Below are 13627 nucleotides of genomic sequence, written 5' to 3'. Positions count from 1 at the left end.
CGCGCGCTCGACGAGACTGACGCCATGACCATGGACACGAAGAACGGCAGCGGGCGGACGACAGGGCGGGGCATCGGGCTCGCCGCGGTGCGGGGGCTGGCGCTCGCCCTCGTCTCCCTGCCGGGGGCGGTGCTGTGCTTCTGCCTTTCCCTGGTCTCGATCGCGCTCATCCCGATCGGGGTCGGGCTCGTCACGACGCCGTACGTGCTGACGGGCGTGCGGGCGTTCGCGAACGGGCGGCGGGTGCTCGCGGCGGAGTGGGGCGGGGTGCGGATCCCTCCGGCGTACCGGCCGCTGCCGAAGGACGCCACCCCCTGGGCACGCACCTTCGCGATGCTGCGCGACCCGGCGACCTGGCGGGACCTGCGGTGGCTGCCGGTCGACATGACCGCGGGGTTCGTCACGGCGCTGCTGCCGGCGGTGCTGTTCCTCTATCCGCTGGAGGGGTTCGCGCTCGCGGTCGGGTTGTGGCGGGTCTTCCCCGACGGGTACTGGTACGGGTTCGTGCCGGTCAGCGGGCAGGCTTCCGCGTTCGGAGCGGCGGCCCTGGGCCTGGTGCTGCTGTTCCTCGCCCACTTCTTCACCCCGCGCCTGCTGAGCGTGCACTTCCGGCTCACCCGGGCCGTGCTCGGCAGCAACCAGAGGGAACTGGCCGAGCGGGTGCGGGTGCTGACCGAGACGCGGCGTGACGCCGTCGACGCCTCCGCCGCCGAACTGCGGCGCATCGAGCGGGACCTGCACGACGGGGCCCAGGCCCGGCTGGTCGCCGTCGGCATGGACCTGGGCACCATCGAGGCGCTCCTCGACAAGGACCCGGCGCAGGCCAAGGAGCTGATCGCGCAGGCCCGCAAGTCCTCGGTGGAGGCGCTGTCCGAGCTGCGCGAGCTGGTGCGCGGCATCCACCCGCCGGTCCTCGCCGAGCGCGGCCTGGGCGACGCGGTACGGGCGCTGGCGCTGCGGCTGCCGGTTCCCACCGAGGTGAGCGTGGACCTGCCCGGGCGGGCTCAGGCGCCCGTGGAGTCGGCCGCGTACTTCGCCGTGAGCGAGGTGCTCACCAACGCCGTGAAGCACTCGGGCGCCGACCGGATCTGGGTCGACCTGCACCAGGCGGACGGCATGCTGCGGGCGAGCGTCACGGACAACGGCAAGGGCGGTGCGGTGATCGGGGCCGGTTCGGGGCTGGCCGGGGTGGAGCGGCGACTGGGTACATTCGACGGCGTCCTGGCCGTCAGCAGCCCCGCGGGCGGTCCCACCATGGTCACCATGGAGATCCCTTGCGCGTAGTCCTGGCCGAAGACCTCTTCCTGCTGCGCGACGGACTCGTCCGGCTGCTGCAGGCGCACGGTTTCGAGATCGCGGCGGCCGTCGAGTCCGGGCCCGAACTGGCCGCCGCGCTGGCCGAACTGGACCCGGACGTCGCCGTGGTCGACGTCCGCCTGCCGCCCACGCACACCGACGAGGGCCTGCAGTGCGCGCTCGACGCCCGCAGGGAGCGGCCCGGACTGCCGGTGCTGGTGCTCTCCCAGCACGTGGAGCAGCTGTACGCGCGCGAGCTGCTCGCCGACGGCAACGGCGGGGTCGGCTATCTGCTGAAGGACCGGGTGTTCGACGCCGAGCAGTTCGTGGACGCCGTCCGGCGGGTCGCGGCCGGTGGTACGGCGATGGACCCGCAGGTCATCCAGCAGCTGCTGGCCCGCCGTTCGGGCGACGACCGGCCGCTGGCACGGCTGACGCCCCGGGAGCGGGAGGTGCTGGAGCTGATGGCGCAGGGCCGGTCCAACGCGGCGATCGCCGGGAAACTGGTCGTGACGGAACGGGCGATCGCCAAGCACACCGCGAACATCTTCGGCAAACTGGGCCTTGAGGTCTCTGACGACGACAACCGCCGCGTGCTGGCGGTTCTCGCGTATCTCGACCACGGCCGGTGAAACCGGACCCGTCTCCTCACCCCCTGTGGATGATCCACAACTCCTGGTACTCCAGGGGCTGTTGAGGGACACAGAGTCCTCACGAATCTCGCATCAATTTCCGGGACCTCTGAACACCCGTGGGACGCCCTGCGTATGGAAGGGAGCCGCTTCACTCCTGTCGGGCGCCTCGATGCCCCCGAAAAAGGAAGTCAGAGGAGTTCCATGGGACGCAACACAAGAAAACGCCGTACGCCGCTGGCCACCAAGGCCATTGCCGCATCGGCGGCCCTAGCGCTCGGTGGGGGCGGGCTGATCTGGGCAAACTTCTATGCCTCGGCGCATGAGGAGAACTCGGCGAACCAGACGAAGGCCGCGGGCGCGCAGATCGCAACGATCCAGTGCCCGGACGTAGGACAGAAGCTGACCGATGTGCCGGACGGTGCCCGCCAGGGGGTGGACAAGGAGCTGGCCAACCTCGACAAGCAGATCAGCGAGGCCTACACCCGGCTCGCCTCCACGCGTCAGGCCCAGGCCGGTGACTCGGGCTTCGTCAACAACGCCATCCTCGGCCCGCTGAAGTCGAAGCGTGTCGCGGCCATCGACCGGATCGGCATCAACATCCGGCGGGTGGGCGGGCAGGCCCCGGGCAACCTCGAGCAGCTGGCCACGTGCCAGGGCATGGCCGCCGACGCCAACACCAACGACGGCCAGGCCGGCGGTGGTCAGAACAACGACGGCCAGAACGACGGCGGCCAGAACGACGGCGGTCAGAACGACGGCGGTCAGGACCAGGGCCAGGACAACGGCGGCCAGGACAACGGGCAGGGGCAGGGCGGCAACGGCGGGCAGGCCGGCAACGGCCCCGCGGCGGGCGACTTCATCAACATCGAGGACGTCCAGCCCAACTCCCGCAACCTGCCGAACGGTCTCGCCGCGAACGGTGACGGCGGTTCCACGGGCTCGTTCACCACGAACTGCGGCACCAACGAGAACGAGAACCGCAACTCGGACAACGTGATCGTGGCGCCGGGTGTCTCCAACGGTGCGCAGCACCAGCACGACTACGTCGGCAACCAGGACAACAGCGCCTTCGCGAGCGACGAGGACCTGGCGAACGCCGACACGTCCTGCCAGAACCAGGGCGACAAGTCGTCCTACTTCTGGCCGGTCATCCGCATCCAGGACGGTACGCAGGACATCGACCAGGGTCAGCCCGGCGGCGGTCAGGACGGCAACGTCGGCAAGATCGTCGAGCCGGCCGAGGCCCAGCTGAAGTTCGTCGGCAACCGCACCAGCGACGTCGTCGCGATGCCGAAGGCCCTGCGCATCATCACCGGTGACGCCAAGTCCCTCACCAACGGCCTGAACAACGCCAACACCTCGTGGAGCTGCACCGGCTTCGAGGACCGGCAGGTGACGGACAAGTACCCGATCTGCCCCGAGGGCAGCAGCGTGGTGCGCACGTCCAACTTCCAGAGCTGCTGGGACGGCCAGAACATCGACAGCGCCAACCACCGCACCCACGTGGACTTCGTAGAGGCGGACGGCAGCTGCTCGAACGGCTTCCAGGCCATCCCCCAGCTCCAGGTCCGGCTGGTCTACGACGTCCAGGCGCCGCAGATCAACAACGGTCAGGTCCAGAACGCCTTCGCGGTGGACTCCTTCCCGGAGCAGCTGCACAAGCCGATCACCGACCACAACGACTTCATCAACTTCTTCGACGAGAACGTGATGAACGAGATGGTCGAGTGCATCAACAACGGCGAGGACTGCCAGTAGTCCTCACCCGGTGAGAAAGCCGGCGGTGGGAATTCCCACCGCCGGCTTTCGCTTGCCCGGATATCCGTGCGGTCAGCCGTGGCTGCCGCCGCCGTGTCCGCCCTTGTTGTGGCTGCCGCCGGGGTTCATGTGCTCGGAGCCCTCTTCCATGGTCCCGCCGAGGGTGCCCTGCAGCGCCGTGACCGTCTTCTGCTGGCCGACGGCGACCCACTTGCGGCCGACGAGGTAGTAGCCGCCGTAGTCCTTGGCGCTGTTCAGCCACTCGCGCTGGCCGCGGTCGGTGGCGAAGGTCGCGAGGACGTACTTCTCCTTGCCCTTCTTGCAGAGGGCCTGGCGGATGGTGTCCGCGTCGGTCTGCATGTTGGGCTTGCAGTCGGCCTCGGCCGCGATGTGCTCCAGGCTGCCGGACACCGCCTCCGGGACGGCCGCTTCGTCCTTGCCGCCGGATCCGCCGCAGCCGGCCAGCGCCAGTATCACCACCGCGCCGCTCAGCGCGAGCATCGGTCGGGTCACCCTCATCTGTTCCTCCGGTCCTTGTCGGCACGGTCCCTGTCACGGCACGATCCGGACGCATGCCGCACGGAGCCCCGGCAAGAGGCTCTCGCCTTCGATACGGCTGCGGCGCCCACCGTGCTCAAAATTCCGCTGCCCCGGTGTGCACTCCTGTGCGAGGGTGGGCCGGTGGATCAGGACTGGGAAGACCGCGTGGCCGCCCTGTGGGACCGTTTCGACGACTACGCGGAGACGGAAGAGGACGAGTCCCGCTTCCGCGCCGACGTCGACGCCCTCGTCGCCGAGCTTCCCGAGGGCAGCCCGCACGGCCCGTTCGAGCAGGCCTGCGCCTGGGACTCCACGGGCCGCTCGGACAAGGCGGTCCCGCTGTACCGGGAGGCACTGGCCCTCGGCCTCGCGGACGACAGCCCCTACAAGGCCCGCCGGACGAAGATCCAGCTGGCCAGCTCGCTGCGGAACACCGGCCGGGCCGAGGAGGGCGTCGCGCTGCTGACGCCCGAGCTGGTCGCCCCGTCCGACGACCTGGACGACCCCGTACGCGCCTTCCTCGCTCTGTGCCTGTCGAGTCTCGGCCGTGACCGGGAAGCCCTGGCGCTGGCCCTGGGCGCCCTGGCCCCGCACCTGCCGTGCTACCAGCGGTCGACGGCGAACTACGCCCGGCTGCTCGTGGAACCGGCCGAGCACCCGGAGGCGTGACGCTCCGCAGCAGGTGACCATCCAATGATTCGCTCGTTCTGCTGAACGTGCAGTCACAGGATGTCGCCCAGCGCCCCGCACCCTCCGCCCATGCCGGACCGGTCGTCGACGTCGAGCAGGCCGAGGCCGCGCTCGTCGAGCACTACCCGCGGCTCGTCCGGCTTGCCTACCTGGTGCTGCCACCCCGGCTGGGCCGCAGCCGCCGCGTCCTGACCGCGCACGCCCTCACCCAGCGGGCCCTCCCCCGGCACCGCACACCGGCCCCGGTGATCCCGGCGCAGTACGGGGGTCCCCCCTGCTCGAGCGGAGCCGAGAGCGTGCGGGACGGCCGGGACGGCGATCCGGGGTACGCCCTGGTCCGTCTCCAGGTGCTGCGCACGGCGCTGGAGGCGGGGCTGCCGCTGAAGGCCAAGGCGTGGCCCAAGAGGTCCCAGCTGCCGCCGCTGCTGCCGCACGTGTGGGGCCTGAAGCTGTTCCCGCGTTCCGGCGGCGCCGACGAACTCGCCCTGGACCAGCGGCTGGCCACCCTGTCGGGCCCGGCCCGGGCCGCCTACGCGCTGCGCGGCCTGGAGCGGCTCACGGACGACGGGGTGTGCAAGGTCCTCGCGGCAGCGGGCGTCGCCGACCCGGAGGGCGCGGTGCTGGAGGCCGACGGGATCCCCGCCCAGTACGGGCTGCTCGACTCCCCCGAGTTCGACCCCTGCTCGCTCCAGGCCCGCCCCACCGACCTGATGCGCCGCCGCCAGCACCTGAAGGCCGCGCTGGTCGCCGGCGCCGCCCTGCTGGTGTGCGGTGCGCTGCTCGGCCTGCCCGGCGAGGGCTGGGGCCCCGAGGGCGCCGCGGCACCCCCGTACGCGCGCAACCCGGCCGCGCAGGCCGCCCTGGACCCGGCGAAGCTGACCCGGGTCCCGCCCGGCGCGTGGCGCAGCACGGCGCGCACCGACTTCTCCGTGTGGCCGGCCCGCGGCGACCGCGCCGGTGACCAGGCCCTGCTGCGCCGCGCCTTGGCCGTGTGGGCCCGCCCCGGCGAGACGGTCCAGGTGTCGGCGACCCCCGGAACCCTCTCCGGCGGCCCGGCCGGACCGCCCCAGCTGCTGTACGCGGGGACGGTCGACGCGGCGCGCGTGGTGATCCTCTACGACGGTCTGCGCATCGCCCGGTACGCCGAGCCGAAGGACGGCACGCAGGGCGCCGCCCTCGACTTCGCCCGGGTCGACGGGGCCGGCCGGGCCGAGGCGGGCGCGGTGGTCCTGGGCCGGTCCGACGGCAACGTCCGTTATCTGACGGCCCCCTGGGTGAAGAAGGCGGGCGAGCGGGACCTGATGAAGCCGGTCTCCGGCGCGATGGACCTCACGCTCACCGACGGTGTCACCGCACCCCTGGCCAGTCCGGCCCTGCGGTCCGGCCCCTGCACCTCGTGGAACGTGCTGCAGGTGGCCGACGGCCCCAGGACCCGGCTGCTGACCGACCTCGGCGAACTGGTCCCGGCCCGGCTCACCGCCGGACGGCCGGGCTCACCCCGTGAGGTGTCCGGTGCCGCGGCGCTGCGCACCTGGCAGCCGTTCGCCTGCTCGCTGGGCACGGTGCGCTCGGCGGGGGTGCGGAGCGTCAACGCCTGGGCGTTCAACACGCAGCCGCTGCCCGACGCGAGCGGCTCTGCGGCGTGGGTGTGCACGCGGGCGGAGACCTGGCGGGGCGGTGGGGCGCGGGTGCTGGCGCAGTTCCACACGCCGGGCGGGGCGTACGGGGCGGTGGCGGCGAAGGCCGAGAACGTCCCGGCGTGCGGGCCGCGGGACCCGCATGTGCTGGCCGGGGTGCTGTGGAAGTCGAAGGCCGGCGACCGGTACCTGCTGGCCGCCGGAAGCCGGAAGACGGCGTCGATCCGGGCGACGGGCGGTGTGGACGGGGCGGCGCAGAGCAGTCTGCTGACCGCGCCGGCCGAGCAGGGAGCACAGGCTCAGCTCAAGGGGACCCTGAAGGACGGGCGTTCGCTCCGCGGGCTGCGCTGACAGGGCGGTTCCCGGGCCCGTCCGGTGAGGCCGGTCGAACCCCGTGATCGATCCGGCCGTTCGAGGCCGGAATCGATCGGTAAGGTGTTCGTATGACTACCGGGGTTCGCCGCAGAATGGGAGTCGAGGAGCGGCGGCAGCAGTTGATCGGCGTCGCCCTCGAACTGTTCAGCCGCCGCTCGCCCGACGAGGTCTCCATCGACGAGATAGCGTCGGCCGCGGGCATTTCACGCCCGTTGGTCTACCACTACTTCCCCGGCAAACTCAGCCTGTACGAGGCCGCGTTGCAGCGCGCCTCGGACGATCTGGCGGCCCGGTTCGTGGAGCCGCACGAGGGTCCGCTGGGGGCGCGGCTGCTGCGCGTCATGCACCGCTACTTCGACTTCGTGGACGAGCACGGGCCCGGTTTCTCCGCCCTGATGCGCGGCGGCCCGGCGGTGGGGTCCTCGACGACCAACGCGCTCGTCGACTCCGTACGGCAGGCCGCGTATGTCCAGATCCTTTCGCACCTGGGCGTGACCGATCCGCCCGCGCGCCTCGAACTGGTCGTCCGTTCCTGGATCTCGCTCGCCGAGTCGACCGCGCTGATCTGGCTGGACGGCCGGCGCATCCCGCGTGAGGAGCTGGAGCCCCAGCTCGTCAACGACTTCGCCGCCCTCGCCGCGGTCAGTGCCGCCTACGACGAGGAGATGGCCGCGCTGCTGCGCGGCATCGTCGAGGACGAGCCGGCCGACGGCCCGTTCTCGCTGCTGGCCGGCCGGCTCATCGCCCTGGCGAGCTGAACCGGCTCAGCTCTCGGACTTCGCGTACGACGGGTCCAGGTCGCGGACCTCGGCGGAGGCGTGCAGCGCGAGCCCCTCGACGGGCTCGAGGTGGGTCCGCAGCAGTTCCAGCGCGGCCTGGGTGAGCCGGGCCTTGGTCTCGTCGGTGCGGCCGGCGAGCAGCGCGATGTGGACGTGCACATGGGCGTGCCCCTCGGTCTCGGGGCCGACCACGATGTCCTCGGTCGGGCGGAACCGGGTCTTGCACGCCGGCGGCTTGGCGGCCGCGATCTCGACCGTCGCCTCGTGCAGCGCCTTCGCGAATCCGGGCCGGTCGAAGCCGTCCGCGAGGTCGGCGGAATAGTCGACGGTGATCTGCGGCATCAGTACTCCTGTTTCTGGGCCAGTGGCCTCACCTTAGAGCCTGTCCGGCACATGGGGGCGGGGCAGCCCGTGGGTCACGGACTGCCCCGCCCCGCGTGGTGCGCTATCCGGCGGCCCGGGTGAAGACGGCGACCGTGCGCCCCGGAACGGCGAACGTGCCCGATTCCGCCGCGTAGGAGGAGGACCTGACGGTGGCGTCCGCCCCCGCCGCCTGGACCGGATGCAGCCGGTATCCGGCCCCGGCGAGTGCGGGGACGCGCTGTTCCTGCCGCTGAGGAGTGGCGTTGAAGACGACGACGAGGTCACCGAGCCGCATGGTGATCACGCCGGGTGTCTCGTCCTTGCCGGACAGCGGGAAGGAGAGCCGGGACTGCACCTGCCCGGCCGTGCCGAGGGAGAAGTCCTTCTCGGTGCTCCGGATCCGCAGCAGGTCGCGGTACGCGGCCGAGGTGCCCTCGATCTGCTCGCAGCCCACCTCGACCTTGGTCAGCAGCGGCTTGGCGTACGGCCACTTGTCCGCGTTGTCGGCCGCCATGGGCAGGCCGCGGCCGAAGCCGTTGCCGTCCTCGCACCTCCAGTGGACGGCGTTGAACCAGTCGCCGCTGTCGTAGGAGTTGCGGTCCAGGGACTTGGAGCGGAGCAGGTCGGTGCCCGCCTGGGAGAGGGCCGGGCCCTGCGAGAGGGTGGCCGTCGCCATGGCGAGGACCTGCATCCGGGCCCGGTCGGCCGGGCTCGTCGAAGCGGGCAGTTTGAAGGCGAGCGCGTCGAACAGGGACTCGTTGTCGTGGGCGTCGGCGTAGGCGAGGGCGTCGCCCGGCGCGTCGGCGTATCCGGCGGGGGCGCCGTTGTAGTCGACCTCGGAGCCCTTGACCTCCTTACCGGCGGTGTCGGTGAACCGGTAGCCGGCCAGGTTCCCGGAGAGGCCGACCTTGATGAGGTCCTGGTAGTGCAGCAGGCGGGCCTTCTGTTCGGCCGGGGTGCCGTTGGTCTTTGAGGAGTTGGGGTCCGTGTACAGACCGGACGCGAAGCCCTGGACGCCGGGGTCCTCGTCGAAGGGGCCGCCGCCGCGCACGGCGTCGCGGGCGCGGTCGGAGAAGGTGGCGATGCCGGTGCCGGCCATGTTCTTCTGCGTGGCCTGGACGAACCGGGCGTCGTCGGCGACCTCGCCGAAGTTCCAGCCCTCCCCGTAGAGGATGATCTTCTTGCCGTCGACGCCGTCCTTCGCGAGGGTCAGCGCGTCGAGGGCCTTCCTGACCGCGAGGATGCCGGCCTTCGGGTGGTGGCCCATGAGGTCGAAGCGGAAGCCGTCGACCTTGTACTCCTTGGCCCAGGTGACGACCGAGTCGACGACGAGTTTGCCCATCATGGCGTTCTCGGTGGCGGTGTTGGCGCAGCAGGTGCTGTCGGCGACCGAGCCGTCGGCGAGGAGCCGCTGGTAGTAGCCGGGCACGATCCGGTCCAGGACGGAGGTGTCCGCCTGGCCGCTCGCGGCGGTGTGGTTGTAGACGACGTCCATGACGACCCGCAGCCCGTCGTCGTTGAGGGCCTTGACCATCCTGCGGAACTCGACCGTGCGGGCGGTGCCGTCCGGATCGGTGGCGTAGGAGCCCTCGGGGACCGTGTAGTGGTACGGGTCGTAGCCCCAGTTGTAGGCGTCCTTCGCGGCGATCTTCCCGACGCACTCCTGCTGCTTGTCGGAGTCGGCCGGGAAGGAGGCCAGGTCGCAGTCGGTCTTCGCCTGGTCGGCCTGCTTCTCCGGGATGGTGGCGATGTCGAAGGCGGGCAGCAGGTGGACGTAGGAGGTGCCCGCCTTCGCCAGTTCACGCAGGTGCTTCGAGCCGTCGCTCGCCTTGTCGGTGAAGGCGAGGTAGGTGCCGGGGTGCTTCGCCGTCCGGTCCGCCACGGAGAAGTCCCGGATGTGCAGCTCCTGGATCTGCGCGTCCCTCAGCGGTACGGCCCTGGGCTTGGCGTACGACGACCAGCCGGAGGGCTTGAGCGCCCTGTCGTCCAGGTCCACGACGAGGCTGCGCTCGGAGTCGGCGGTGAGGGCGAGGGCGTAGGGGTCGGTGACCTTGTTGGTGACGACCTTGCGGACGCTGGGCGCCCAGACCTTCACGACGTACCGGTAGGGCTTGTTCTTCCAGGACTTCGGGCCGGTGACGGACCAGACGCCGGTGGCGGAGTCGCGCTTCATCGGGACGGTGGCGTCACCGATCTCCAGGGCCACCTGCTGTGCGGTCGGCGCCCAGACGGACAGCGTGGGGCGGCCCTCGGAGAACGTGGGGCCCAGGCCGGCCCGGGTCGCGCCGGAGTACAGGTCGTCGAGGACTCCGGCGATCTGGACGCCGGTCGCCGCGAGCACGGCCCCGTTCGCCGTGTGCTGCGTGGCGACGACCTGGCCGCGCAGGGCCTCGCGGACCCGGTCGCGGTCGCGTGGGTCGACGGTCCAGGCGTCGTACTCCCTCAGATGCGGGAACTTCGCCTTCTGGGCGTCGGTCAGCTCGCTCTTCGACAGGCGCAGCCACGTCGCGTCACCGGTCAGGGCGCCGTCCTTCACGGCGATCGAACCGTCGCGGGAGTACAGCAGCTGGGTGGAGGCGGCGGCGTCGGAGCCGTTCCAGGCGAGGGTGTTCCGGTCGATCCAGACCGCCTTGGAGGTGGTCGGGTCGAGGGCGGCCGCGCTGCCCGCGGGCTGCGGGAGCAGGTACTTCTCCTGGCCGTTCACCAGCCACACCTCGTGGCCGTTCGCCTTGAGGTCGAGCGACTGGTCGGTGGGAAGGTCCTTCTCGTCGCCCTTGTGGATGATGTAGCTGAGACTGGTGGCACCCTCGGTGAGCGGCACCTCGAAGACAGCGCCATAGGAGTCAGTCTTCACCGGCTTCAGGGGGTTCGACCAGTCGGTGGGGTTCGCGGCACCGGTCCACACGTGCAGGCCCCAGCCGTCGTGGTTCCCGTCGGCCCGGTGGTAGTGCAGGACGGCCTTGGTCTTGTCGGGCGCCGGTAGATCGGGGCGCTCGGTGGTGACGGTCTCCTTGCCCTGCTCGATCCAGACCTCGCCGGTCCTGGTGACATCGATCGTGCGGTCGGCGGCGACGTCCTTGTCGCCGTCCTTGTCGATGACGAGGAAGTTGACGTGCGAGGCGCCGGGCTTCAGCTTGACCCAGGCGAAGGCGCCGTAGGCGTCGCGGCCGGTGAAGGGGTGGCTGTCCGGCCACTCGGTGGTCTCGCCCTCGGCGAGGTCGCCCCAGGCGTACAGGCCCCAGTCGGCGTAGTCCCCGTCGGCGCGCTGGTAGTGGACGATCGCGTAGTCGCGGGAGGACGCGGTGGGCGGCTCCTCGGCGGGCGGGGTGCCGGTGGTGGAGGCGGCCAGGGCGCTCGCGGTGCGGCCGGCCGAGTCGACCACGACGGCCTTGTAGCGCAGGGCCGTGCCGGGGGCCACGTCCTGGCCGATGGGGTGGGTGACCTTGTACGGGGCGTGGTCGGCGGAGCCGAGGACCTGCCACTTTCCGTTGCCGGTCTGCGCGGCGAAGACGACCCGGTCGAGCTGCCCGCCGTCCACGTCGGCGCTGAGCTCGACGGTGCCGGTGGCGCCGGCCGCGGGGGCCTTCAGGGTGACCGCCGGCGCGGTGGCGGGCTCGGCGAGCCTTCCGGCCGCTTTGAGGACGATCGCCGAGCCGGCCGGGACGGTGACGGTGAGCTTCCTGCCGCTGTCGCTCTTCAGGGTGGCGTCGGTGCCGTGGATGCCCTTGAAGGTCATGCCGGCCGAGCCGGCCGGGAAGGTCGCGGTCTTCTCCTCGCCCGCGTTGTTGAAGGCGACGACGTACTCGGTGCCGTTCTTCGCGTCCGTTCGGGAGAAGGCGTAGACGCCCGGGCCGTCGGCCGCGTACCGCTCCTGCTGGACGCCGTCGGTCAGGGCCGGGTTGGCCTTGCGGAGCTCGGCAAGCGCACTGATCTGCCGGTAGAGGGGCGCCTTCGTGTCGTAGGCGTCCTCGGCGTGGGTGCGGTCGGTGCCGATCCGGTCGTCGTCGAGGTAGTCGGCGGTACGGGAGGCGAACATGGTCTGCCGGGCGTCCTTGTCGCCGCCCGGGCCGGTGAAGCCCTGCTCGTCGCCGTAGTAGACGACCGGGTTGCCGCGGCTGAGGAACATCAGCTCGTTGGCGAGCTTGTCCTTGGCGAGGATCTCGGCGTCGGTGGCCTCGGGGTTGTCCTGCTCGAGGAACGAACCGATGCGGCCCATGTCGTGGTTGCCGAGGAAGGTGACCTGCTCGTAGGCGTTGGCCTTGCCGGTCGTGTACTTGTAGTCGTCGCCGAAGACACCCGCGAGCTTCTGCGCGCTCCCGCTCCGGGAGGCGTACTGGCGGGCCGCCTCCTGGAAGGGGAAGTCGAGCGTGGCGTCGAGCCGGCCCCGGGTGACGTAGGGGGCGGTGACGTTCGTGTCGGCCGAGTAGACCTCGCCGAACATGAAGAAGTCGTCCCGGCCCCGCTTGGCGGCGTACGCGTCGAGGGCGGTGGCCCACTGCGTCCAGAACTCCATGTTGACGTGCTTCACGGTGTCGATCCGGAAGCCGTCGATGTCGAAGTCCCGCACCCAGCGCTGGTAGATCCTCTCCATGCCCCGCACGACCTCGGGCCGCTCGGTCCACAGGTCGTCCAGGCCGGAGAAGTCGCCGTGGGTGGAGCTCTCACCGGCGAAGGTGGAGTCGCCGCGGTTGTGGTACATCGTCGGGTCGTTGAGCCACGACGGGACCTTGTTCTTCCGGGTCACTTCGGGCGTGCGCGGGAAGGAGTCGCGGTCGACCTCCGGGAAGTCCCGCTTCCCGTCCGCGTAGTCGGCGTCGTCGAACGGCTTCCCGTCCTTCGTCAGGTACGGGAAGGCCCCCTTGGAGAGGTAGTCGTAGGACTTCTCCTCGTAGTCGACGACGTCCGCGGTGTGGTTGGTGATGACGTCGAAGAAGACCTTCATGCCCTTGGCGTGGGCCTTGTCGATGAGGGTCTCGAGGTCTTTGTTGGTGCCGAAGTGCGGGTCGACCTGGGTGAAGTCGTTGATCCAGTACCCGTGGTAGCCGGCGGACGCGTCGGAGCCGGTGCCCTGCACGGGCTGGTTCTTGAAGATCGGGGCCATCCAGAGGGCGGTGGTGCCCAGGCCCTTGATGTAGTCGAGCTTCTTGGTCAGGCCCTTGAGGTCGCCGCCCTGGTAGAAGCCCTTGTCGGTGGGGTCGTAGCCGGTGGTGAGGCGGGAGCCGGTCAGGCCGCCCTTGTCGTTGCGCGGGTCGCCGTTGGCGAAACGGTCGGGCAGGACGAAGTAGAACTGCTCACGGGTGGCGTCGTGCCGGGCCGGCTGGGCGGCCAGCGCGGCGTCGGACGGCGGCGCCGGCGGGGTGGCCGCCCCGGCGGCGAGCGGCTGGACGAGTGTGGCGGCCAGCGCGGCGGCGGTGACCGCGGCGACCCGTCCGGCACGGGCGGTTCGGCGCCTGGACGGCACCGGCCATCTCGGTATCACAGATGGGCTCCTAGCGATTGCGGCTCTCTCGGGTCCGACCCCGCGCGACCGTATCGCCGCCGAAACGCTTACAGC

The 13627-nt window shown here is 71.1% G+C and carries 9 protein-coding genes; 6 read left to right on the top strand and 3 right to left on the bottom strand.

The features are described 5' to 3' along the window. The first annotated feature begins 24 nt into the window (after positions 1-24). The 3 genes from IO24_RS0103645 to IO24_RS0103635 all read left to right on the top strand — a co-directional run bounded on the left by IO24_RS0103645 (position 25) and on the right by IO24_RS0103635 (position 3689). The gene (locus IO24_RS0103645) at positions 25-1284 is read left to right on the top strand and encodes a sensor histidine kinase (protein ID WP_031131716.1); all 1260 of its coding nucleotides are present in this window, start codon (positions 25-27) and stop codon (positions 1282-1284) included. Continuing rightward, positions 1275-1928: a LuxR C-terminal-related transcriptional regulator gene (locus IO24_RS0103640; protein WP_031131714.1), complete on the top strand. Its 654-nt coding sequence runs from the start codon at positions 1275-1277 to the stop codon at positions 1926-1928. Before IO24_RS0103645 ends, IO24_RS0103640 begins: the two co-directional genes overlap by 10 nt. 204 nt (positions 1929-2132) lie before the next feature. Next, on the top strand, positions 2133-3689 hold the full coding sequence (locus IO24_RS0103635; protein ID WP_031131712.1) for a DUF1996 domain-containing protein: 1557 nt from the start codon (positions 2133-2135) through the stop codon (positions 3687-3689). A gap of 72 nt (positions 3690-3761) precedes the next feature. On the opposite strand, the gene IO24_RS0103630 is transcribed toward IO24_RS0103635, so the two are convergent. Next, complete coding sequence (locus tag IO24_RS0103630; protein ID WP_031131710.1) at positions 3762-4208, bottom strand: hypothetical protein; 447 nt, start codon at positions 4206-4208, stop codon at positions 3762-3764. A 162-nt stretch (positions 4209-4370) separates the two neighbouring features. Between IO24_RS0103630 and IO24_RS0103625 the strand changes: the two genes are divergently transcribed. The 3 genes from IO24_RS0103625 (at position 4371) to IO24_RS0103615 (ending at position 7689) form a co-directional block, all read left to right on the top strand. Next, entirely contained in the window at positions 4371-4898 is a 528-nt protein-coding gene (locus tag IO24_RS0103625; RefSeq protein ID WP_031131707.1) for a tetratricopeptide repeat protein, read from the top strand. A 47-nt stretch (positions 4899-4945) separates the two neighbouring features. Further along, a complete protein-coding gene (locus tag IO24_RS0103620) occupies positions 4946-6907 on the top strand; it encodes a hypothetical protein (protein WP_031131706.1) in 1962 nt (653 codons plus the stop codon). A 92-nt stretch (positions 6908-6999) separates the two neighbouring features. Further along, positions 7000-7689, top strand: a complete 690-nt coding sequence (locus IO24_RS0103615) for a TetR/AcrR family transcriptional regulator (RefSeq protein ID WP_078899140.1) — start codon at positions 7000-7002, stop codon at positions 7687-7689. 6 nt (positions 7690-7695) lie between these two features. Here the strand turns inward: IO24_RS0103615 and IO24_RS0103610 are convergent, their stop codons facing one another. Beyond that, positions 7696-8052: a 5-carboxymethyl-2-hydroxymuconate Delta-isomerase gene (locus IO24_RS0103610; protein WP_031131703.1), complete on the bottom strand. Its 357-nt coding sequence runs from the start codon at positions 8050-8052 to the stop codon at positions 7696-7698. Positions 8053-8155: 103 nt separating this feature from the next. Then, positions 8156-13552 (bottom strand): pullulanase-type alpha-1,6-glucosidase, encoded by a 5397-nt coding sequence (gene pulA / locus IO24_RS0103605; protein WP_031131701.1) that lies wholly within the window; start codon positions 13550-13552, stop codon positions 8156-8158. Between the last annotated feature and the right edge of the window lie 75 nt (positions 13553-13627).

The sequence above is a fragment of the Streptomyces flavovariabilis genome (genome assembly GCF_000725785.1).
GTDB classification, from domain to species: Bacteria; Actinomycetota; Actinomycetes; order Streptomycetales; family Streptomycetaceae; genus Streptomyces; species Streptomyces hawaiiensis.
The sequence above is the reverse complement of the archived record's forward strand: the minus strand, read 5'-3'. Positions and strand labels throughout refer to the sequence as shown.

What these genes read in the sequence shown, in the direction of transcription:
- IO24_RS0103645 (WP_031131716.1), top strand. Translation starts at nt 25, where the DNA reads ATGACCATGGACACGAAGAACGGCAGCGGGCGGACGACAGGGCGGGGC.
- IO24_RS0103635 (WP_031131712.1), top strand. Translation starts at nt 2,133, where the DNA reads ATGGGACGCAACACAAGAAAACGCCGTACGCCGCTGGCCACCAAGGCC.
- IO24_RS0103630 (WP_031131710.1), bottom strand. Translation starts at nt 4,208, where the DNA reads ATGAGGGTGACCCGACCGATGCTCGCGCTGAGCGGCGCGGTGGTGATA.
- IO24_RS0103615 (WP_078899140.1), top strand. Translation starts at nt 7,000, where the DNA reads ATGACTACCGGGGTTCGCCGCAGAATGGGAGTCGAGGAGCGGCGGCAG.
- IO24_RS0103610 (WP_031131703.1), bottom strand. Translation starts at nt 8,052, where the DNA reads ATGCCGCAGATCACCGTCGACTATTCCGCCGACCTCGCGGACGGCTTC.